General features: G+C 67.0%; 22 protein-coding genes. 7 read left to right on the plus strand and 15 right to left on the minus strand.

The annotated features are described in order from the left end of the window. The 5 genes from ssb to OXR60_RS15935 all read right to left on the minus strand — a co-directional run. Positions 1 to 446, minus strand: a 446-nt coding sequence (gene ssb, locus OXR60_RS15915) for a single-stranded DNA-binding protein (protein ID WP_267396923.1), incomplete at its 3' end; no start/stop codon positions are given. 13 nt (positions 447 to 459) lie between these two features. Continuing rightward, positions 460 to 2,322: a ferrous iron transporter B gene (locus tag OXR60_RS15920; protein ID WP_267396924.1), complete on the minus strand. Its 1,863-nt coding sequence runs from the start codon at positions 2,320 to 2,322 to the stop codon at positions 460 to 462. A gap of 1 nt (position 2,323) precedes the next feature. Then, complete coding sequence (locus tag OXR60_RS15925; protein ID WP_267396925.1) at positions 2,324 to 2,620, minus strand: FeoA family protein; 297 nt, start codon at positions 2,618 to 2,620, stop codon at positions 2,324 to 2,326. A gap of 96 nt (positions 2,621 to 2,716) precedes the next feature. Beyond that, the gene (locus OXR60_RS15930; RefSeq protein WP_267396926.1) at positions 2,717 to 3,370 is read right to left on the minus strand and encodes a COQ9 family protein; all 654 of its coding nucleotides are present in this window, start codon (positions 3,368 to 3,370) and stop codon (positions 2,717 to 2,719) included. Then, on the minus strand, positions 3,370 to 4,332 hold the full coding sequence (locus OXR60_RS15935; protein ID WP_267396927.1) for a DMT family transporter: 963 nt from the start codon (positions 4,330 to 4,332) through the stop codon (positions 3,370 to 3,372). The genes OXR60_RS15930 and OXR60_RS15935 overlap by 1 nt, the downstream gene beginning before the upstream one ends. Before the next feature lie 57 nt (positions 4,333 to 4,389). Here OXR60_RS15935 and OXR60_RS15940 point away from each other — a divergent pair, with 57 nt between their 5' ends. After that, complete coding sequence (locus tag OXR60_RS15940) at positions 4,390 to 5,463, plus strand: alkene reductase (RefSeq protein WP_267396928.1); 1,074 nt, start codon at positions 4,390 to 4,392, stop codon at positions 5,461 to 5,463. A 48-nt stretch (positions 5,464 to 5,511) separates the two neighbouring features. On the opposite strand, the gene OXR60_RS15945 is transcribed toward OXR60_RS15940, so the two are convergent. From OXR60_RS15945 to OXR60_RS15970, 6 genes are read right to left on the minus strand one after another with little or no spacing between them, the layout of a single operon-like run. Then, entirely contained in the window at positions 5,512 to 5,949 is a 438-nt protein-coding gene (locus OXR60_RS15945) for a hypothetical protein (RefSeq protein ID WP_267396929.1), read from the minus strand. Between the two features lie 4 nt (positions 5,950 to 5,953). Then, positions 5,954 to 6,373, minus strand: coding sequence for a 6,7-dimethyl-8-ribityllumazine synthase (gene ribH, locus OXR60_RS15950; protein WP_267396930.1), 420 nt, complete (start codon positions 6,371 to 6,373; stop codon positions 5,954 to 5,956). Next, a complete protein-coding gene (ribB, locus tag OXR60_RS15955) occupies positions 6,373 to 7,521 on the minus strand; it encodes a 3,4-dihydroxy-2-butanone-4-phosphate synthase (RefSeq protein WP_267396931.1) in 1,149 nt (382 codons plus the stop codon). The genes ribH and ribB overlap by 1 nt, the downstream gene beginning before the upstream one ends. Continuing rightward, positions 7,502 to 8,128, minus strand: coding sequence for a riboflavin synthase (locus tag OXR60_RS15960; protein ID WP_267396932.1), 627 nt, complete (start codon positions 8,126 to 8,128; stop codon positions 7,502 to 7,504). The genes ribB and OXR60_RS15960 overlap by 20 nt, the downstream gene beginning before the upstream one ends. Then, entirely contained in the window at positions 8,113 to 9,213 is a 1,101-nt protein-coding gene (ribD, locus tag OXR60_RS15965) for a bifunctional diaminohydroxyphosphoribosylaminopyrimidine deaminase/5-amino-6-(5-phosphoribosylamino)uracil reductase RibD (RefSeq protein WP_267396933.1), read from the minus strand. The genes OXR60_RS15960 and ribD overlap by 16 nt, the downstream gene beginning before the upstream one ends. A gap of 38 nt (positions 9,214 to 9,251) precedes the next feature. Continuing rightward, positions 9,252 to 9,599, minus strand: coding sequence for a hypothetical protein (locus OXR60_RS15970; protein ID WP_267396934.1), 348 nt, complete (start codon positions 9,597 to 9,599; stop codon positions 9,252 to 9,254). Between the two features lie 123 nt (positions 9,600 to 9,722). On the opposite strand from OXR60_RS15970, the gene OXR60_RS15975 reads away from it, so the two are divergent. Continuing rightward, positions 9,723 to 10,745: a hypothetical protein gene (locus OXR60_RS15975; protein WP_267396935.1), complete on the plus strand. Its 1,023-nt coding sequence runs from the start codon at positions 9,723 to 9,725 to the stop codon at positions 10,743 to 10,745. Next, positions 10,742 to 11,137 carry a hypothetical protein gene (locus OXR60_RS15980; protein ID WP_267396936.1) on the plus strand — a complete coding sequence of 132 codons (396 nt, stop codon included), beginning with the start codon at positions 10,742 to 10,744 and terminating at the stop codon, positions 11,135 to 11,137. The genes OXR60_RS15975 and OXR60_RS15980 overlap by 4 nt, the downstream gene beginning before the upstream one ends. 147 nt (positions 11,138 to 11,284) lie before the next feature. Here the strand turns inward: OXR60_RS15980 and gltX are convergent, their stop codons facing one another. Next, positions 11,285 to 12,613 (minus strand): glutamate--tRNA ligase, encoded by a 1,329-nt coding sequence (gene gltX / locus OXR60_RS15985; RefSeq protein ID WP_267396937.1) that lies wholly within the window; start codon positions 12,611 to 12,613, stop codon positions 11,285 to 11,287. Positions 12,614 to 12,706: 93 nt separating this feature from the next. Between gltX and OXR60_RS15990 the strand changes: the two genes are divergently transcribed. Continuing rightward, positions 12,707 to 13,642 (plus strand): ribose-phosphate pyrophosphokinase, encoded by a 936-nt coding sequence (locus OXR60_RS15990; protein ID WP_267396938.1) that lies wholly within the window; start codon positions 12,707 to 12,709, stop codon positions 13,640 to 13,642. Positions 13,643 to 13,663: 21 nt separating this feature from the next. Here the strand turns inward: OXR60_RS15990 and OXR60_RS15995 are convergent, their stop codons facing one another. From OXR60_RS15995 to OXR60_RS16005, 3 genes are all read right to left on the minus strand, one after another. Then, a complete protein-coding gene (locus OXR60_RS15995) occupies positions 13,664 to 14,050 on the minus strand; it encodes a PRC-barrel domain-containing protein (RefSeq protein WP_267396939.1) in 387 nt (128 codons plus the stop codon). 105 nt (positions 14,051 to 14,155) lie between these two features. Then, on the minus strand, positions 14,156 to 14,491 hold the full coding sequence (locus OXR60_RS16000; protein WP_267396940.1) for a pilus assembly protein PilZ: 336 nt from the start codon (positions 14,489 to 14,491) through the stop codon (positions 14,156 to 14,158). Positions 14,492 to 14,516: 25 nt separating this feature from the next. Further along, positions 14,517 to 15,023 (minus strand): sterol desaturase family protein, encoded by a 507-nt coding sequence (locus tag OXR60_RS16005; RefSeq protein ID WP_267396941.1) that lies wholly within the window; start codon positions 15,021 to 15,023, stop codon positions 14,517 to 14,519. A gap of 129 nt (positions 15,024 to 15,152) precedes the next feature. Between OXR60_RS16005 and sucC the strand changes: the two genes are divergently transcribed. The 3 genes from sucC to OXR60_RS16020 all read left to right on the plus strand — a co-directional run bounded on the left by sucC (position 15,153) and on the right by OXR60_RS16020 (position 18,250). Next, positions 15,153 to 16,352 (plus strand): ADP-forming succinate--CoA ligase subunit beta, encoded by a 1,200-nt coding sequence (gene sucC / locus OXR60_RS16010; RefSeq protein WP_267396942.1) that lies wholly within the window; start codon positions 15,153 to 15,155, stop codon positions 16,350 to 16,352. 225 nt (positions 16,353 to 16,577) lie between these two features. Further along, positions 16,578 to 17,324, plus strand: a complete 747-nt coding sequence (locus OXR60_RS16015; RefSeq protein WP_267396943.1) for an electron transfer flavoprotein subunit beta/FixA family protein — start codon at positions 16,578 to 16,580, stop codon at positions 17,322 to 17,324. Beyond that, complete coding sequence (locus OXR60_RS16020) at positions 17,321 to 18,250, plus strand: FAD-binding protein (RefSeq protein ID WP_267396944.1); 930 nt, start codon at positions 17,321 to 17,323, stop codon at positions 18,248 to 18,250. The genes OXR60_RS16015 and OXR60_RS16020 overlap by 4 nt, the downstream gene beginning before the upstream one ends. Positions 18,251 to 18,264 lie beyond the last annotated feature (14 nt).

Consider the following 18,264-nt stretch of genomic DNA (forward strand, 5'->3'; position numbering starts at 1 on the left):
CCGCCGTTGCCACCGAAATCGTCATTGCCGCCGGCCCAATCGTCGCCGCCGCCGCCACCGCCGCGATTACCGCCGGCGCCACCCTGGCCACCGTTCGGGCCATCGAGCATGGTCAGCACCGAATTGAAGCCCTGCAGCGTGATCTCGGTCGAATAGCGGTCCTGGCCCTGCTGATCCTGCCACTTGCGGGTGGTCAGCGCGCCCTCGATGTAGACCTTCGATCCCTTGCGGAGGAACCGCTCGGCGACGTTGGCCAGACCCTCGTTGAACACCTTCACGGTGTGCCACTCGGTCTTTTCCTTGCGCTCGCCGCTGCTCTTGTCCTTCCAGGACTCGCTGGTCGCGATCCGCAGTTCGACGACCTTGCCGCCGTTCTGGAAGCTCCGGCTTTCGGGGTCGCGCCCCAGGTTGCCGACGAGAATGACCTTGTTGACGCTGCCCGCCATGAATGCCTCGAAATCAGAGGCCGGCGAACACCGCCAGCCAGTAGGTTATGCCGGCCATGATGTAGGCGGCGGCGAACAAATAGCCAACCATGAACAGCGGCCACTTCCAGCCGTTGGTCTCGCGGCGGGTCACCGCGATCGTCGAAATGCACTGCGGCGCGAACACGAACCACATCAGGAAGGCGAGTGAGGTCGGCAGCGTCCAGCGGCCGCGGATCTGGTCGGTGATCTTGCTCGTGCCGGCATCGTTGGTGTCGTCGATCGCATAGACGGTGCCGATCGCAGACACCGCCACCTCGCGTGCCGCCATTGCGGGGAGCAGCGCCAGCGCGATGTCGCGGTTGAAGCCGATCGGCTTCACCAGCACCTCGATGCCGCTGCCGATCCGCCCCGCGATCGAATAGCTCACCGGCGAGATGCCTGATCCTTCCGGCGGCTTGGGGAAGCTCAGCAGCAGCCACAGCACCACCGTGGTCAACGCGATGGTGGTGCCGGCGCGCTTGAGGAACACTATCGCGCGCTGCCACAGCCCGATCAGCACATCGCCCGCCCGCGGCCACTGGTATTTGGGCATCTCCATCATGAAGCCGGACGAGACGCCCTTGGTCACCGTCCGCCGCAGCAACAGCGCCGCCACATAGGCGCCGGCGATGCCGATGATCAGCAGCCCGAACATTACCAGCCCTTGCAGGCCCACGCCCGGCAGCACCCGGGTGTTGGGGATCATCGCGCCGATGATCAGCGTGTACACCGGCCAGCGCGCGCTGCACGTCATCAGCGGCGCGATCAGGATGGTGGTCAGCCGGTCCTTCTCATCCTCGATCGTCCGCGTCGCCATGATCCCCGGCACCGCGCAGGCAAAGCTCGACAGCAGCGGGATGAAGGCGCGGCCGGAGAGGCCGACGGTCGCCATCAGCCGGTCCATCAGAAACGCGGCGCGGACCATGTAGCCCGACGATTCGAGCACCAGGATGAACAGGAACAGGATGAGGATCTGCGGCAGGAACACGACCACCGCGCCGACACCGGCGACCAGCCCGTCGGTGATCAGCGAGCGCACGAAGCTGTCGGGCATTGATGCCTTGATCAGCCCTTGCAGGTCGGCAAAGCCGGCGTCGATCAGGTCGGCGGGCACAGTCGCCCAGCTGAACACCGCCTGGAACATCAGGAACAGAATGGCGACCAGCACCAGCGGCCCGGCCACCGGGTGGAGCGCGACCGCGTCGAGCAGATTCGCCCAGCGCCGCCCCGCAGTCTCGGACACGGTCGCCGCCGCGGCGATCTGGCGCGCGCGGCGCTGCAGCCCGGCCATGTCGGCGCCCGCCTCGATCGGCCGCGCCGGGGTGCGTACCACGCCGCCACCGCCGACCGCGTCCGCCACCGCGCCGCGCAGCGCATCGAGCCCGCGCTTGCGCACCGCGACGGTCGGCACCACCGTGACGCCGAGTTCGCGTTCGAGCACCGCGGGATCGAGCACCAGCCCGTCGCGCTCGGCGAGGTCGACCATGTTGAGCGCGACCACCACCGGTATCTCTAGCGCAATCAGCTGGAGGGTGAAGCGCAGGTGATTGTCGAGGTTGGCGGCATCCACCACCACCACCAGCGCATCCGGCCGCCGCTCGAGGCTGCTGGTGCCGGTGACGACGTCGCGGGTGACGCGCTCGTCGGGGCTGGACGGATCGAGGCTGTAGGCGCCGGGCAGGTCGATCAGCTCGACCGGGCGACCGTCATCGAGCACGAGTCGGCCCGAATGCCGCTCGACGGTAACACCGGGATAATTGCCGACCTTCTGGCGGGCGCCGGTCAGGGCATTGAACAGCGCGCTCTTGCCGGCATTGGGATTGCCGACCAGCGCCACCAGCGGTGCTGCGTTCATTCTATCCGGCGAAAGCGACGGTAGCAGCGGGGGTGGCGGGATCGACGTGGATCGCGCTGGCGACCGCGCGGCGCAGCGCCACCGTCATTCGCCCGATCCGGCAGGCGATCGGCCCGTTGCCGAGCGAGGCGCGATGCAGCACCTCCACCGCGACGCCCTCGTCGAAGCCGAACTCGCGCAGCCGGCGCGCCTCGGGCACCGCGAGCAGCGCCCAGTCGATCGCGGCGACGGTCGCCTGCTGTCGACGCGGAAGCGAAACCAGGCTGAGTTCGGGCACGACGTGGCGGGACATATCCATGATGCGACTGATTATCATTTACTGATCGCCGAGTAAATGCATTCTGCCGCATTTGCGGAAGCGCTGAGCGGCAGCGTCGGGTGCCGCCGCGCGCCCTCACACCACTGGGTAGCGCAACCGCCCGATGAACCGCGAGAGGCTCGGCATATGCCCGGTTCGCCGCACGAACCCGGCCTTGGCCTTTTCGAAGCGCATGATCCCGTCGATCCGCCGGGCGAGAAAGGCGCGGGTGTCGGCCCAGTCGTCGCTGTCGTCGTCGAGGAACACCGTCACCGTCGCGGCATAGACGCCGAGCAGGATGGTGCGCTTGGTATAATGGTTATAGTCGGTCGCGGTATCGCCGGCGCGAGCCCAGATCTCGTCCACCGTCCGCCAGCCGAGTCGCGCGCCACGCGCGAGGTGCTGCGGCATGGCGAGGATGGTCAGCGCGCGGCGCAGTGATTCGCGCGAGGTCGCGACCGCGGCGAGGCGGGCTTCCACCAGTGCGGCGATGCGGCCGCGAATCTTCATTGCCGCCAGTTGCTCAGGGGGCAGCGCCGCTGCCATTGCCGCGTCGACGCTGGCGAACCAGGCATCGATCATGTCCACCGCCCCGCCAGGGAACGCGAGCGCCGCGATGCCGCGGTCGATCCCTTTTGCATCGGCGGCCATGTCGCGCGCGGCGTCGCTCCAGCCGTCGAAGGCGGCATTGGCGGCGATCCCCGGCGCGAGCGCCACGCGGATTTCGTCGAGCGTCAGATCCTCGGTCATCACGAATGCTCCTGCGCTTCTCGCGCCGCGGGTGCAACCACCGGTGTCGCCGCGGTGTCGCCGCGCCGCACCAGCACCAGCGCCAGGCAGACGAGGGCGACGCCGATGAAATCGGGGCCGTGCAGCCGCTCGCCATAGTCGATCCAGCCGATCGCGCCTGCCACCACCGGCTGCACCAGCAGCGCGACCCCCACCACCAGCGGCGATGCCTTGCCGAGCGCATAGATCATGCAGCCCTGGCCGATCAGCTGGCTCACCACCGCCAGGCCGATCAGCGGCGTCCAGTCACCGGGCATCACCCGCTCGCCGAGGATCAGCGCGAACACCAGCAGCGGCGCGACGCTGGCCATCGTCGACAGCGCCAGCGCCGGCAGCGGCGCCATGGTCGTGCGCACCCGCGCCATCAGCACGAAATAGAGTGTGTAGAGCAGCCCGGCGAGCACGCAGAGCAGGTCGCCGGCGAGGTTTCGCGGGTCGAGCTGGTACGATCGCCCCATCAGCAGCGCCGCGCCGGCAAAGGCGAGCCCGAGCGCGAGCGCCTGGGTGCGGTTGGGCCAGGCCCGCGCGATCAGGAAGCCGTAGATAGGGAAGATCAGCGTCGCCGAATTGCCAAACAGCGTCGCATTGGCAAGCGTGGTGCGCAGGATGCCGAGGTGCCAGGTGCCAAGGTCGAGCGCGAAGGCGACGCCGCCGGCGGCCAGCATCACCCACATCCACCGGTCCATCCGCCGCGGTCGTGCCCCGCTCGCCAGCGCCAGCACCACCAGGAAGGGCAGGGCGATCGCCATCCGCCAGAAGGCCGCCGCCACCGGCCCGGTATCGGCAAGCCGCACGAACCAGCCCCCGAAGGCGAGCGCGACATTCCCGATCAGCAAGGCGACGAAGGCGCTCGCCGGGGTCGCGGCCGGCACGGCGGCGGTTGGCGGCGGAACAGAATTTATTGGGGGCGTCGCGGCGTGCATGCCGCGGTGTAGCTTCCTATCTGCGATCCGTCAGTGAAACAAAAGTTGGAGCCCTGCATGCCGAGCCTGTTCGATCCCGTTACGCTGGGCGATATTCCTGCCGCCAATCGCGTGCTGATGGCCCCGCTCACCCGCGGCCGCGCCACCGATGGCCACGTCCCTACCGAGATCATGATCGACTATTATCGTCAGCGCGCCGGCGCCGGGCTGATCATCACCGAAGGCACCGGGGTCAGCCGCCAGGGCATGGGCTGGCCGAACGCGCCGGGGCTGTGGACCGAGGAGCAGATCGAGGCGTGGAAGCCGATCACCGCCGCGGTGCACGAGGCGGGCGGGCATATCGTCGCGCAGATCTGGCACATGGGCCGGCTCGCGCGCCCCGACGTCACCGGCGTCACCCCGCTGTCGTCCTCGGCGACCCGCGCGCCCTATCACAAGCCCGAGAACCCCTATGTCGAGGCCCAGGCGGCGACGCTCGACGACATTGCGCGCGCGCAGGACGAATATGCCGAGGCCGCCCGCGCCGCGCTGCGCGCCGGGTTCGACGGTGTCCAGCTCCATGGCGCCAATGGCTATCTGATCGACCAGTTCCTGCGCGATGGCACCAACTTCCGTGATGACGAATATGGCGGCAGCCCGGAAAACCGGGTCCGCTTCATGCGCGAATTGGTCGCGCGGGTGGTCGATGCGATCGGCGCCGGGCGCACCAGCATCCGCCTGTCGCCCAATGGCGAGACCCAGGGTGCGGACGACAGCAACCCCTTGTCCGTCTTCATCCCCGCCGCTCAGGCGCTCGACGATCTCGGCATCGCCTTCCTCGAGCTGCGCGAGCTCGGTCCCGACGGCACCTTCGGCAGCACCGAGGTGCCCAAGCTGTCGCCCGAGATCCGCAAGGTGTTCAGCGGCCCGCTGATCCTCAACCAGGATTATACGCTGGCCGAGGCGCAGGCCGATCTCGACTCGGGGCTCGCCGACGGCATCGCCTTCGGCCGTCCGTTCATCGCCAACCCCGATCTGGTCGAGCGCCTGCGTACTGGCGCGCCGCTTGCCAAGGACGATCAGCCGACCTGGTACAGCAAGGGCCCCGAGGGCTACACCGACTATCCGGCGCTCGAGACCGCGGCGGCGTAACACCGCGAGCGGCGGCCCTCACCCTGCCGGCGGTACGGGTGAGGGCCGCTAGGCGTTTTCCCGATCGACCCGGTCCAGCCACCGGGTCGCCGCCGCGCGCAGCGGCTTGCGGAAACTGCCCTGCAGCAGCGGCACCAGCACCAGCAGCACCCACGGCCAGGCGAGCGCCGCAACCGCCAGCGCCATCCCGAGCACCGCGGCAGCGATCCGCACCCGCGCGATCAGTGCCGCGCTGCCGCCATCGAGCTGCAGCGTCCGCGGGCCCTTGGCGTCGTAGAAGGGATGGGTGGTGAGCGTTCCGCCGCCATCGAACCGGGTCTGCTGCGGCCGCAGCGATTGCAGCGCCCCGGTGAGGCGCCCGGGCCCCGGAGCGGCGTTGCCCGGTAGCTCATGCTGCGCCACCGCCTTGCCGCTCAGCCGGTCGATCACCTCCAGCCGCCGCCCGCGCTCGACCACCTTCCAGCGCGAGGGCGGGACGTCGGTCACCGGATCAGCCGAACCGCGCCGCCAGCGCCATCATCGCCAGCGCCGCCTTGGCCGCGCCGCCGCCCTTGTCGAGCTCGGTCGGCCGCGCCCGGACCAGCGCCTGCGCTTCGTCCTCGGTGGTGAGGATGCCGTTGCCGATCGCCAGACCATCCATGGTCAGCGCCATGATCCCGCGCGCGCTCTCGTTGGCGACGATCTCGAAATGATAGGTCTCGCCGCGGATCACCACGCCCAAGGCGACGAAGGCATCATATTGGCCGCTTTCCGCCGCCATCGCGATCGTGCCCGGCACCTCGAGCGCCCCCGGCACGGTGATCGTCTCGTGGCTGTGGCCCGCGGCCTCGATCGCGGCGCGCGCGCCCGCCACCAGCAGGTCGTTGAGATGGTCGTAGAAGCGCGCTTCGACGATGAGGACGTGGGCCATCAGTTTTCCGTTTCAATGCGGCGCTCGCCGACGATCGACAGGCCATAGCCGTCGAGCCCGATGAGCGTGTGGTGGGTGTTGGTGAGCAGCACCATTTCCTCGACGCCGAGTTCGGTGAGGATCATCGCGCCGACGCCATAGTCGCGCAACTCCTCCATGTCGGTCTCGGCGAGGGTGCCGGCGCGCGATTGCAGCGCCAGGGTGAACTGGTCGGCGCGCGGCTTGTTGATCACCACGATCACCCCCGCGCCCTCCGCGGCGATCATCTCCATCGAGCGGCGCAGCAGCCCGCCGCGGCAGCCGTCCTCGCCGAAGATGTCGGCGAACGGCGACAGCGCATGCATCCGCACCAGCGTCGGCCTGGTCGGGTCCACCTTGCCCTTGACCAGCGCGATCTGCTCGGTGCCGGTCGCCTTGTTCCAATAGGTCAGCGCGGTCCATTCGCCGCCCCAGTCGCTGGTGAACTTGGCCTCGGCGCGCTTTTCGACGAGATGGTCGTAGCGGCGGCGATAGGCGATCAGGTCTCGGATCGTGCCGATCTTGAGGTTGTGGAACTGCGCGAAGGTGACGAGGTCGTCGAGCCGCGCCATCGTCCCGTCCTCGTTCATGATCTCGCAGATCACGCCCGAGGGGTTCAAGCCGGCGAGCCGCGACACGTCCACGGCCGCCTCGGTATGGCCGGTGCGCACCAGCACCCCGCCATCGCGCGCGACCAGCGGGAAGACGTGGCCCGGGGTGACGATCTCGTCCTTGCCCTTGGACGAATCGATCGCCACCGCCACCGTCCGCGCCCGGTCCGCCGCCGAGATGCCGGTGGTCACGCCGTCGCGCGCCTCGATCGAGGTGGTGAAGGCGGTCTCGTAGCGGGTGCCGTTGTTGCGGCTCATCAGCCCCAGGCCGAGCTCCTCGACGCGCTTCTTGGTCAGCGCCAGGCAGATCAGCCCGCGGCCATGCTTGGCCATGAAGTTGATCTTCTCGGGCGTCGCCATCTGCGCTGGGATCACCAGGTCGCCCTCGTTCTCGCGGTCCTCGTCGTCGACCAGGATGAACATCCGGCCGTTCTTGGCCTCGTCGATGATCTCTTCCGGGCTCGACAAAAAGGCGTGGCGCAGGCGCGAGAGCTCGGGCTTAAGCGGCTGGGTGGGCACGATAATGCTCCATGCGTTGGAGGTAGCGGGCGAGCACGTCGATCTCGATGTTGACCGCCTGGCCGGGCTTGATGGCGCCAAGCGTGGTCATCGCCTGCGTGTGGGGAATGATGTTGACCGCGAAATCGGTGCCCTCGGCATGATCGGTCACCGCGTTGACGGTGAGCGACACGCCGTCGACCGTGATCGAGCCCTTGGTGGCAAGGAACGGCGCCAGCGCCGCGGGGACGCGGAAGCCGATCCGCCGCGAGTCGCCGTCCGCCACCAGCTCGGTGACGGTGGCGACACCATCGACATGACCGGTGACGATATGGCCGCCGAGCTCGTCGCCGAGCTTCATCGCGCGCTCGAGGTTCAATCGCTGTCCCTGATGCCACTGGCCCGGCGCGGTGCGGCTCAGCGTCTCGTGGCTGACGTCGACCGCGAACCAGCCCGGCTCGCCGGCGGCGGCCTTGTCGACCACCGTCAGGCACACGCCCGAACAGGCGATCGACGCGCCGAGCTCGATTCCGCCGGTGTCATAGGCGGTGCTGACGACCATCCGCGTGTCGCCGCGCGCCTCCACCGAGGTGATGGTGCCGATATCGGAGATTATGCCGGTAAACATGGCCCGTGCCCGTAGACCTCCAGCCGGTCGCTGCCAAGTTGGCGCGCATCCTCCAGCCACCAGCGGCCATGTGCCAATGCGAGATCGCTAAGCCCGATGTCGCCGAGCGAGCGTCTGCCCGCCCCGATCAGAATCGGCGCGCGGTACAGCAGCAGCCGATCGACTAGTTCTGCGCGCAGGAACGCCGCCGCAGTCTCGGCGCCGCCTTCCACCAGCAGGTGGTCGACGCCGGCGAGTCCGGCGATGGCTTCAGGGGCGGCGATGGTCAGCCAGTCGCCAACTCGATCATACTCGCCATGGCCGTCACCCAAGCGCACGCTGGGGTCTTTCGCGGCTCCATCCGTGTGCGCCTTGACGAGATCCCAGCTTCCGCTGGGATGACTAGTTGAGGCAATCACGTCCTCCTGCGCCACGTCCGCTCCATCCCCGCCGCGCGTCAGCATCACGCGAACCGGGCTGCGCGCTTCCAATCCCGCCAGTCGAACATCCAGCCGCGGCGCATCCGCATCGACCGTGCCGCGCCCGACCAGGATCGCCTCGTGGCGGCTACGCTCGAGATGCGCATGCGCGCGCGCCTCGGGTCCGGTGATCCAGCGACTCGTGCCATCCGCCAGCGCGATGCAGCCGTCGAGCGACGTGGCGAGCTTGAGGGTGACGAACGGCCGCCCCAGGCGCAGCCGGGTCAGGAACCCCGCCATCGATGCCGCCGCCGCGGCCGCGCGCACGCCGGTGGTCACCGCGATCCCGGCGTCGCGCAGCCGTGCGAGTCCCGTGCCATCGGTGCGCGGATCGGGATCACCCATCGCCACCACCACCCGCGCCACCCCGGCCGCGACCAGCAGCGTCGAGCATGCCGGCCCGCGCGGCGAACGATGCGCGCACGGTTCCAGCGTCACATAAGCGGTCGCGCCGCGCGCACCATCACCCGCCTCGGCGAGCGCCATCGCCTCGGCATGCGGCCGTCCGCCGGGCTGAGTCCAGCCGCGGCCGACCACCCGGCCGTCGCGGACGATCACGCAGCCGACATTAGGGTTGGGTGCGGTGCGCCCGCGGCCGCGTGACGCTAGCGCCAGCGCCGTGTCCATCCGGCGACCGTCGTCGGTCACGCCGGCGTGAGGACTGCTCAGAGCCCCCACTTCGACAACGATTGATCGAGCTTGCGATAGTCCGCCTTGACCTTGGCCTCCGCCGCCTTCTGGTCGGCGATGCGCTTGTCCTGGTCCACCTTGTCGATCGCCTGCTGCGCCTTGATCTCGGCATCGGTGCGGTCGGCGCGCCATTGCTGCACATAGATGATGTGCGGCTGATAGACCGGCGGCACATAGTCGCTGCGCATGAACGCGTAGAGGAAGAAGCCGGTGACCGCGAGCGCGGCGGCCAGGAAGCCGAGCTCATAAGGGTGCCGCTGCGCAAGGAAGAAGCGCAGATCCTTATAGGCGCGAACCGGTGACAGGCGGGCGAAGAACTGCATGGCGCCAAGATAGGGAAGCGGGGCGGCCGAAGCCAGCCCCGCCGCAGGCAAGCAGATTCGCGCCTGCTTGACATGTTGGAAAATGTTGCTCAAATGTTCCGGTCGCCCATGGGGAGAGGCGGCATGATCATAGAATCCGAAACTGATCGGCGGCGGCTATTTGCAGCCTGGCTACGCACGGGCAAACTGCCCCCGGTGCGCGGCGCCGACGGGCTCGAACTTAAGTTCAATCCCTATCACGATCCGCGAGACGGGCGGTTCACCTTTGCGCCGGGCGGTGCGCGAGCAACGTACGATGGAGCGTCGGCGAGAGCGCAGACGCAGGCGAGACTTGCGCCAGCGCCCGAACCTCCGGTCGTCGGACGAGGGGGAAACTCACGCGCGTTCGAAGACCCGATGACCCTCCGCCAATCTTTTCCGCAATGGCGTGGCACGCCCGGCGGCGCGGTCTTCGCTGTCGCTGACAATTTGTTCGACCTCACCGGTCCCGCGGAAGCAGCAAAAGCAGAGTTGCTGCAGGGTCATGCCCGGCAGCTCATGGCTCAGATCAAGGCGATGGATCCTGCGTGGCATTATGACGAGATCGTGCCCACGGATGCGACCGGTAACCCGATCCAGACGGTTGCTGGGCTGACGGCCAAGGTGAACGACCTGCGCTTCCAGCGCGCGGCGATGATCGCGCGGATCAAGGGTAATTACGAGCCGCTACAGGTGGAGACGCTGCGCTTCCTACAGGAAAGCGTCGATGTGGCTTATGATCAAGGATTGGTGCTGCTAAGAAATGGTCGGCTTAAAACCAGGCTGTCTAACCAGGAAGCGTTGGGCAATTACATCGACAGACAAGTTCGCACTAACCTTCTAAGGCAGTACAACCGGTTAGGTATCATATCTGACGGAGCGGGACCCGTGCGCGTCAACCGCAGGGAGTATAGCGACACGGATGGAGATCGTACCTATCGGCGGCCAGATGCGCGGGTGGATGACATCGCAATTGACGTGACGCTTACCCGTAAGACACTTGGCACCTCACAGGTGCGAGGGTTCTTCAATGCCGATTTCCGACCGCGGCTCGTGATTATTGTTCGTCCGCGGCAGGTCGGAGCCGATCACGCTTACGCTATTTCACGCCCGGAGAGAACACAATGAGCCAGCCTAGTTCCTATTTCAGTGCGAAGCCTTATGTGCCCTCATCACTGAGCGAGATCTATGACCTGTTGGGTTCGATGATCCTAGGAGCTCCGACTTTTGCGTCCGGCACAAGCTACCTTCCCGGCATCAATATCAATACCGAGTTTACTGCACTGACTGAAGGTTTCGCCGTCGTTCGCAAGAAGCTTGGCGAAGAGCGCTATGCAGCGCTGCTCGATCTCGCGGCCCGCGCCAAACTGCTGTTCGCGGAGGATCAGGACGACACCAACGGCAAGACCGACCAGGGGCGCGCGCTGTTGTTCGAGATCGAGGATCTGCTGAACGACGTGCGCAGACGCCGCGTCGAGGCCAAGCTTCCCGATGAAGAGGGTGAAGTTAACGGCGACTGACCAGCGTGCAGGGCCGTCAGCCTGTCGATGCGGTCACATCGGCTAAGTGATGAAACGTTCGAAGTTGAGAGGTGCATTGTGCATGACAACTTCACTCAACTTGTGCCCGATTCTACCGTAATCGCCGCAGGTTTGCGCGCGACTCGGCTAGCCCTGCAGCCGGGCCACCGCCCGTGTCTCGCCGATCAGCGGCAGCAGCGCCGCCATGTCGGGGCCATGGTCGAGCCCGGTCAGTGCCTGGCGCAGCGGCAGGAACAGCGCCTTGCCCTTGCGACCGGTCTGCTCCTTCAGCCGGCTGGTCAGCGCGTGCCAGGGATCGGCGGACCAGTCGATCGCCGCCGCCGCGGCGGCCGCCTGGGCCAGATAATTCCGCGTCTCGTCGTCGGCGCCGGGTGCCTCGATCGGGCCCTCGATCACCCGCCACCAATCGGCAGCCTCGGCGACTCGCGTCAGGTTGGGCCGCACCGCATCCCATTCCGCCGCGGTCATCCCGGCCGGCAGCCGCTCGGCGACCGCGGCATGGGGCAACTGGTGGACAATCCGCGCGTTGAGCTGCGCGAGCTCCGCCTCGTCGAACCGCGCCGGCGCCCGGCCGAACCGCGCGAAGTCGAAGCCGGCGATCAGCGGCGCGGGCGTCGGCACCGGCTCCACCGGATCGCTGGTCCCGATCCGCGCGAGCAGCGCAATCACCGCCTGCGGCTCGAGGCCCTCCTCGCGGAAGTGATCGACGCCGAGCGACCCCAGCCGCTTGGAAAGCTTGCCCTCGGCGCCGGTGAGCAGCGCCTCATGCGCAAAGCGCGGCGGAGTCGCCCCTATCGCCGCGAACATCTGCAGCTGCAGCGCGGTGTTGGAGACGTGGTCCTCGCCGCGGACCACATGGCTGATCGCCATCTCGGCGTCGTCGATCGCCGAGGGCAGCATATAGAGCCACGAGCCGTCGGCGCGGCGCACCACGGGGTCGCTCATCGTTGCCGCATCGAACTTCTGGGCTCCGCGGATCAGATCGTCCCATGCGATCGGCACGTCATGATCGAGCTTGAAGCGCCAGTGCGGGGCGATGCCTTCGCCCTCCAGGCTGGCCCGCTGCGCGTCGCTCAATGCCAGCGCGGCGCGGTCGTACACCGGCGGCAGCCCGCGGCCCGCGGCGATCTTGCGCTTGAGGTCGAGCTCCTGTGCCGTCTCGTACGCCGGGTAGATCCGCCCCGCCGCGACCAGCGCGTCGAACCGCGCCTGGTACAGCGCGAACCTTGCCGACTGCCGTTCCTCGCCGTCGGGCACCAGGCCGAGCCAGGCGAGATCGGCGCGGATCGCGTCGACATGGCGTTCCTCGCTGCGCTCGGCATCGGTATCGTCGATGCGCAGGACGAACCGCCCGCCCTGCTGCTGTGCGAACAGCCAGTTATGCAGCGCGGCGCGGATGTTGCCGACGTGAAGACGCCCGGTGGGCGAGGGGGCGAAGCGGGTGACGACGGTCATAGCCCGGCCTTACGATCCAGGGCTGGGACGGGCAAACCCCTTCCGCTGGCAGGGTGCCGCGACTAAGGCGACCGGATTCGAAGGGGCTTCGCGATGAAACTGTTGACCGGCAATTCCAATCTCCCGCTCGCACGCGAGATCGCCGATTATCTCGAGATCCCCCTTACCGATGCGCTGGTACGCCGCTTCGCCGACGAGGAGATCTTCGTCGAGATCCAGGAGAATGTCCGCGGCGAGGACGTGTTCGTGCTCCAGTCGACCGGCTTTCCGGCCAACGACAACCTCATGGAGCTGCTGATCATCATCGACGCGCTCAAGCGTTCGTCGGCGCGGCGGATCACCGCGGTGGTGCCTTACATGGGCTATGCCCGGCAGGACCGGAAGCCGGGGCCGCGCACGCCGATTTCGGCCAAGCTGGTCGCCAATCTGATCACCGTCGCCGGTGCCGACCGGGTGTTGTCGGTCGATCTCCACGCCGGCCAGATCCAGGGCTTCTTCGATATCCCCACCGACAATCTCTATGCCGCGCCGGTGATGAGCGCCGACATCCAGGCGCGGTTCCGCGGCAAGAATCTGATGGTGGTGTCGCCCGACGTCGGCGGCGTGGTCCGCGCCCGCCAGCTCGCCAAGCGACTCGACAATGCCCCGCTCGCGATCGTCGACAAGCGCCGCGAGCGCGCCGGCGAATCCGAGGTGATGAACATCATCGGCGATGTCGAGGGCCGCTTCTGCGTGCTGATTGACGATATCGTCGATTCGGCCGGCACCCTGTGCAATGCCGCCGCGGCGCTGCGCGAGGCGGGCGCCGAGGACGTCGTCGCCTATGTCACCCATGGCGTGCTGTCGGGCGGCGCGGTGGCGCGGGTCGAGGGGTCGGCGCTGCGCGAGCTGGTGATCACCGACACCATCGGCAATCACGAGTCGATCGGTGCCGCCGCCAAGATCCGCCACCTGCCGATCGCCCCGTTGCTGGGCGAGGCGATCAAGCGCATCGCCGACGAAACCAGCGTCTCCAGCTTGTTCGACTGAGTCGCCGCGTCACCATCGGGATCAGAGATACTCGTCCCAATGGTGATACACCGGCTCCTGCGCCAGCCGCGGCCGGTCGGCCTGGTCGAGGGTCATGTACGGTGCCGCCTCGATGTCCTCGCGTTTCACCGCCAGGCAATAGCCGCGCTGCGCCTGATCATAGGTCAGCATCGACCAGGGCAGCGGATAGGCCCGCGAGCCGAAGCCGAAGATCCCGCCGAAGGTCAGCACGGCATACGTTGCCTGGCCGCTGCGCTTTTCGATCATCACCGCGTGGATCGATCCGATCTTGTCGCCGCATCGGTCGAATACCGGCGTGCCCTCGATCCGGTTGGATGAAATCAGGCGGTGCGCGGCGTCGCTGACATCCTCGTCAGGAGCGCTGGCGGCAGCAACGGCTTCTAACATGGTAGGCCTCCATCTGCCCCCCACGACTTGCCCCGGCGTGCGGTGTTCCCGCAGGCCCGTTCCCGATCGTTGTTATGCGCCTTTTCAGGCGGATTCGCCAGCCCGTCAGCGCTGGCTGAGCGCGACGATATGGTCGAACACGGCCGGATGGAGCGGCTTGGCGAAGGCGCAGCCATATTTGAACTTGTCGCGCCAGGCGACCATCGCCTCGAGGCCCGCGAGCCCCGGCAGCGTCAGCCACACCACCGTGCCCGGCCACAAGGTAAAGCTGGTTTCGGCACGGAACCCGGACATCGACAGGTCGGTGACCTCGATTTCGAACCGGGTCTGGCCGCGATCGCGCAGATGGGCACGCATCTTCACGGCCTTGCGCAGCGCCTGGCGATGGTCGTCGCCTGCGGTCATCGGCTCGAACGGGGGCGTGAAGGATGGCTGTTCCATGGCGCCGAGTCCTGCCACGCAATGGTTACTTTTCTGCCAACGACGAGCGCCGCACCCCCGCGCGCCCGCGACGCTTCAGTTCAGCCTTCAGCGCCTCGGGTTTGGGTGCGACCAGAAAGCCGAACGAGACATTGCCTTCGCGGGTTTCGACCACGTGATGCAGCCGATGCGCCTGGACGATTCGCTTCATATAGCGTGATTTGGGCAGGTAGCGCGTCGGGATTCGCTGGTGGACGATGATGTCATGGAAGCCGAAGTAGATCGCACCATAAGCGGCGATCCCGGCACCGATCCAAGCCCAGCCCGGCCACCAGCCGAGCTGGACCCCGCCGAGCAGCAGCACGAACGACGGTACCGCGAAGATCGCCGCATAGAGGTCGTTTAGCTCCCACGCGCCGTCGCGCCGACGGTGATGGCTGGCGTGGAGGAACCAGCCCGGCCCATGCATGATCCAGCGGTGCGCGGCATAGGCGAACACCTCCATGCCGATCACCGTCGCCAGAAACAGAAGAATGCCGATCGGCCAGGACATGATCGCTCCAGATAATGCGATGCGTTTGCAATAACTGCGCCCCACCGTTTTTCGTGAGGGGTGGATTCGTCAGCCAGCCTGTGCTTTAGGCCGTGCAAATCCCCTTAGTATCAAAAGGCGAGGACGGCCATGAACATCCACGAATATCAAGCCAAGGAATTGCTGGCGAAGTTCGGCGTGCCCGTTCCCGCGGGCTATGCCGCGCTTTCCGTCGACGAGGCGGTCGAGGTCTCCAAGAAGCTTCCCGGGCCGCTTTACGTCGTCAAGGCGCAGATCCACGCCGGCGGGCGCGGCAAGGGCAAGTTCAAGGAACTCAGCCCCGAGGCCAAGGGCGGCGTCCGCCTCGCCAAGTCGGCCGACGAGGTCCGCGCCGCGGCGCAGGACATGCTTGGCAACACGCTGGTGACGATCCAGACCGGCGATGCCGGCAAGCAGGTCAACCGCCTCTACGTCACCGACGGCGTCGACATCGCCAAGGAATTCTACCTGGCGCTGCTCGTCAACCGCGCCACCGGCCGCGTCTCGATGGTCGCCTCCACCGAGGGCGGCATGGACATCGAGACCGTCGCGCACGACACGCCCGAGAAGATCCACGCGATCGACATCGACACCGCGACCGGCTTCATGCCGCACCACGGCCGTGCGGTCGCCGCGGCGCTCGAGCTGACCGGTGATCTTGCCAAGCAGGCCGCCAACGTCGCCTCGAAGCTGTACGATGCCTTCCTCGGCACCGACGCCGAGCAGATCGAGATCAACCCGCTCGCCGTCACGGAGGACGGCAAGCTGATGGTGCTCGACGCCAAGGTCGGCTTCGACGGCAACGCCATGTTCCGCCACAAGGACTTGATGGAGCTGCGCGACGAATCCGAGGAGGATCCGGCCGAGCTCGAGGCGTCGAAGTACGACCTCGCCTACATCAAGCTCGATGGCGACATCGGCTGCATGGTCAACGGTGCCGGTCTTGCCATGGCGACGATGGACATCATCAAGCTCAACGGCATGTTCCCCGCCAACTTCCTCGACGTGGGCGGCGGTGCCACCACCGAGAAGGTGACCGCGGCGTTCAAGATCATCCTCGGTGATCCGAACGTGAAGGGCATCCTCGTCAACATCTTCGGCGGCATCATGCGCTGCGACATCATTGCCGAGGGCATCGTCGCCGCCGCCAAGGAAGTGAATCTCCAGGTGCCGCTGGTCGTTCGCCTCGAAGGCACCAACGTCCAGCAGGGCAAGGACATCCTCGCCAATTCCGGCTTGGCGATCGTCCCCGCCAACGACCTGGGCGACGCCGCGCAGAAGATCGTCGCCGAGGTCAAGAAGGTCGCCTGATCGCGACGTTCGCCGGGCCAGCCGGCTGAAAAAAGGATTGGGCCCGGGCGAAAGCCTGGGCCCGATTCGTTTGTGGCGCGTTGGCTTGGGGATGGCGGCGCCGCGTCGCCGTTACGGCAAGCGCGGGTTTCCGTACCCGACTTGCGAACACGCCGCGGAACAGCCATGTGAGCCGCCGACGAGATACCTCAAAAGGTGTCGCGAGACAGATTTGGAAGGACGCTGATGAAGGTGCTGGTGCCGGTCAAGCGCGTGCTTGATTACAATGTGAAGCCCCGCGTGAAGGCAGACGGGACGGGGGTCGACCTCGCCAACGTCAAGATGAGCATGAACCCGTTCGACGAGATTGCCGTCGAAGAGGCGATCCGCTTGAAGGACAAGGGCGTCACTGAGATCGTCGTCGTGTCGATCGGCGAGCCCAAGGCGCAGGAGACGCTGCGCACCGCGCTGGCGATGGGCGCCGATCGTGCCATCCTCGTCACCGCGGATCAGAAGGTCGAGCCGCTGGGCGTCGCCAAGATCCTCGCCAAGATCGTCGAGGAGGAGCAGCCCGATCTCGTCATCCTCGGCAAGCAGGCGATCGACGACGACAACAACCAGACCGGGCAGATGCTCGCCGGCCTGCTCGGCTGGGGCCAGGGCACCTTCGCGTCCAAGGTCGAGCTGACCGCGGACACGGTGACGGTGACCCGCGAGGTGGACGGCGGCCTCGAGACCGATTCGTTCAAGCTCCCCGCGATCGTCACCACCGATCTGCGCCTCAACGAGCCGCGCTACGCGTCGCTGCCCAACATCATGAAGGCCAAGTCCAAGCCGCTCGCCAACAAGACGCCCGCTGATTACGGCGTCGACGTCACGCCGCGGATCACCACCCTTAAGGTGGTCGAGCCCGGGAAGCGCTCGGCCGGCATCAAGGTCGCCGATGTTGACGAACTCGTGATGAAGCTGCATGCCATGGGGATTGCCAAGTGAAGACTCTCGTCTGGGTCGAGCATGACGGCCAGGCCGTCAAGGATGCCACGTTGTCGGCGGTCACTGCCGCGGCCAAGCTGGGCGAGGTCCATCTCGTCGTCGTCGGCCAGGGCGTCGGCGCGGTGGCGGAAGCCGCGGCCAAGATCGCCGGCGTCGGCAAGGTCCATGTCGCCGACGATGCGGTCTATGCGCACGCGCTCGCCGAAAATGTCGCGCCGCTAATCGTCGAGCTGATGGGTCATCACGACGCCTTCGTCGCGCCGTCCACCACCCACGGCAAGAACATCGCGCCGCGCGTTGCCGCGCTGCTCGACGTCATGCAGATCTCCGACATCCTGTCGGTCGAGAGCGAAGACACTTTCACCCGGCCAATTTATGCGGGCAACGCGATCGCGACGGTGCAGTCGTCGGACGCCAAGAAGGTGATCACCGTTCGTGGCACCGCCTTCGAGAAGGCGGCCACTGAGGGTGGCAGCGGCACGGTGGAGGCTGTCGCGTCGACCGGCGACAAGGGCCTGTCGAGCTTCACGGGCGCCGAGATCGCCGAGAATGCCCGCCCCGAGCTGACCTCGGCGAAGATCATCGTCTCCGGCGGCCGCGCGCTGCAGAATGGCGAGAACTTCACCAAGCTGATCGAGCCGCTCGCCGACAAGCTTGGCGCTGGCGTCGGCGCCAGCCGCGCCGCGGTCGATGCCGGCTATGTGCCCAACGACTATCAGGTCGGGCAGACCGGCAAGATCGTCGCGCCCGAGGTCTATATCGCGGTCGGCATCTCCGGCGCGATCCAGCATCTCGCCGGCATGAAGGATTCGAAGGTCATCATCGCCATCAACAAGGACGAGGATGCCCCAATCTTCCAGGTCGCGGACATTGGCTTGGTCGGTGACCTGTTCACGCTGGTGCCGGAACTGACCGAGAAGCTGTAGGGCGATCGCGGTGT

It is taken from the genome of Sphingomonas sp. GC_Shp_5 (genome assembly GCF_026540855.1).
In the GTDB taxonomy this organism is placed as follows: Bacteria; Pseudomonadota; Alphaproteobacteria; order Sphingomonadales; family Sphingomonadaceae; genus Sphingomonas.

Bases quoted from the DNA above. Each gene is read 5' to 3' on its own strand.
- OXR60_RS15970 (WP_267396934.1), bottom strand. From the start codon at position 9,599: ATGCAGTTCTTCGCCCGCCTGTCACCGGTTCGCGCCTATAAGGATCTG.
- gltX (WP_267396937.1), bottom strand. From the start codon at position 12,613: ATGACCGTCGTCACCCGCTTCGCCCCCTCGCCCACCGGGCGTCTTCAC.
- ribD (WP_267396933.1), bottom strand. From the start codon at position 9,213: ATGGACACGGCGCTGGCGCTAGCGTCACGCGGCCGCGGGCGCACCGCA.
- sucC (WP_267396942.1), top strand. From the start codon at position 15,153: ATGAACATCCACGAATATCAAGCCAAGGAATTGCTGGCGAAGTTCGGC.
- OXR60_RS15935 (WP_267396927.1), bottom strand. From the start codon at position 4,332: ATGCACGCCGCGACGCCCCCAATAAATTCTGTTCCGCCGCCAACCGCC.
- OXR60_RS16015 (WP_267396943.1), top strand. From the start codon at position 16,578: ATGAAGGTGCTGGTGCCGGTCAAGCGCGTGCTTGATTACAATGTGAAG.
- OXR60_RS15980 (WP_267396936.1), top strand. From the start codon at position 10,742: ATGAGCCAGCCTAGTTCCTATTTCAGTGCGAAGCCTTATGTGCCCTCA.
- OXR60_RS15940 (WP_267396928.1), top strand. From the start codon at position 4,390: ATGCCGAGCCTGTTCGATCCCGTTACGCTGGGCGATATTCCTGCCGCC.
- OXR60_RS15995 (WP_267396939.1), bottom strand. From the start codon at position 14,050: ATGTTAGAAGCCGTTGCTGCCGCCAGCGCTCCTGACGAGGATGTCAGC.
- OXR60_RS15930 (WP_267396926.1), bottom strand. From the start codon at position 3,370: ATGACCGAGGATCTGACGCTCGACGAAATCCGCGTGGCGCTCGCGCCG.
- OXR60_RS15925 (WP_267396925.1), bottom strand. From the start codon at position 2,620: ATGGATATGTCCCGCCACGTCGTGCCCGAACTCAGCCTGGTTTCGCTT.
- OXR60_RS15960 (WP_267396932.1), bottom strand. From the start codon at position 8,128: ATGTTTACCGGCATAATCTCCGATATCGGCACCATCACCTCGGTGGAG.
- ribH (WP_267396930.1), bottom strand. From the start codon at position 6,373: ATGGCCCACGTCCTCATCGTCGAAGCGCGCTTCTACGACCATCTCAAC.
- OXR60_RS15920 (WP_267396924.1), bottom strand. From the start codon at position 2,322: ATGAACGCAGCACCGCTGGTGGCGCTGGTCGGCAATCCCAATGCCGGC.
- OXR60_RS16000 (WP_267396940.1), bottom strand. From the start codon at position 14,491: ATGGAACAGCCATCCTTCACGCCCCCGTTCGAGCCGATGACCGCAGGC.
- OXR60_RS16005 (WP_267396941.1), bottom strand. From the start codon at position 15,023: ATGTCCTGGCCGATCGGCATTCTTCTGTTTCTGGCGACGGTGATCGGC.
- OXR60_RS15975 (WP_267396935.1), top strand. From the start codon at position 9,723: ATGATCATAGAATCCGAAACTGATCGGCGGCGGCTATTTGCAGCCTGG.
- OXR60_RS15990 (WP_267396938.1), top strand. From the start codon at position 12,707: ATGAAACTGTTGACCGGCAATTCCAATCTCCCGCTCGCACGCGAGATC.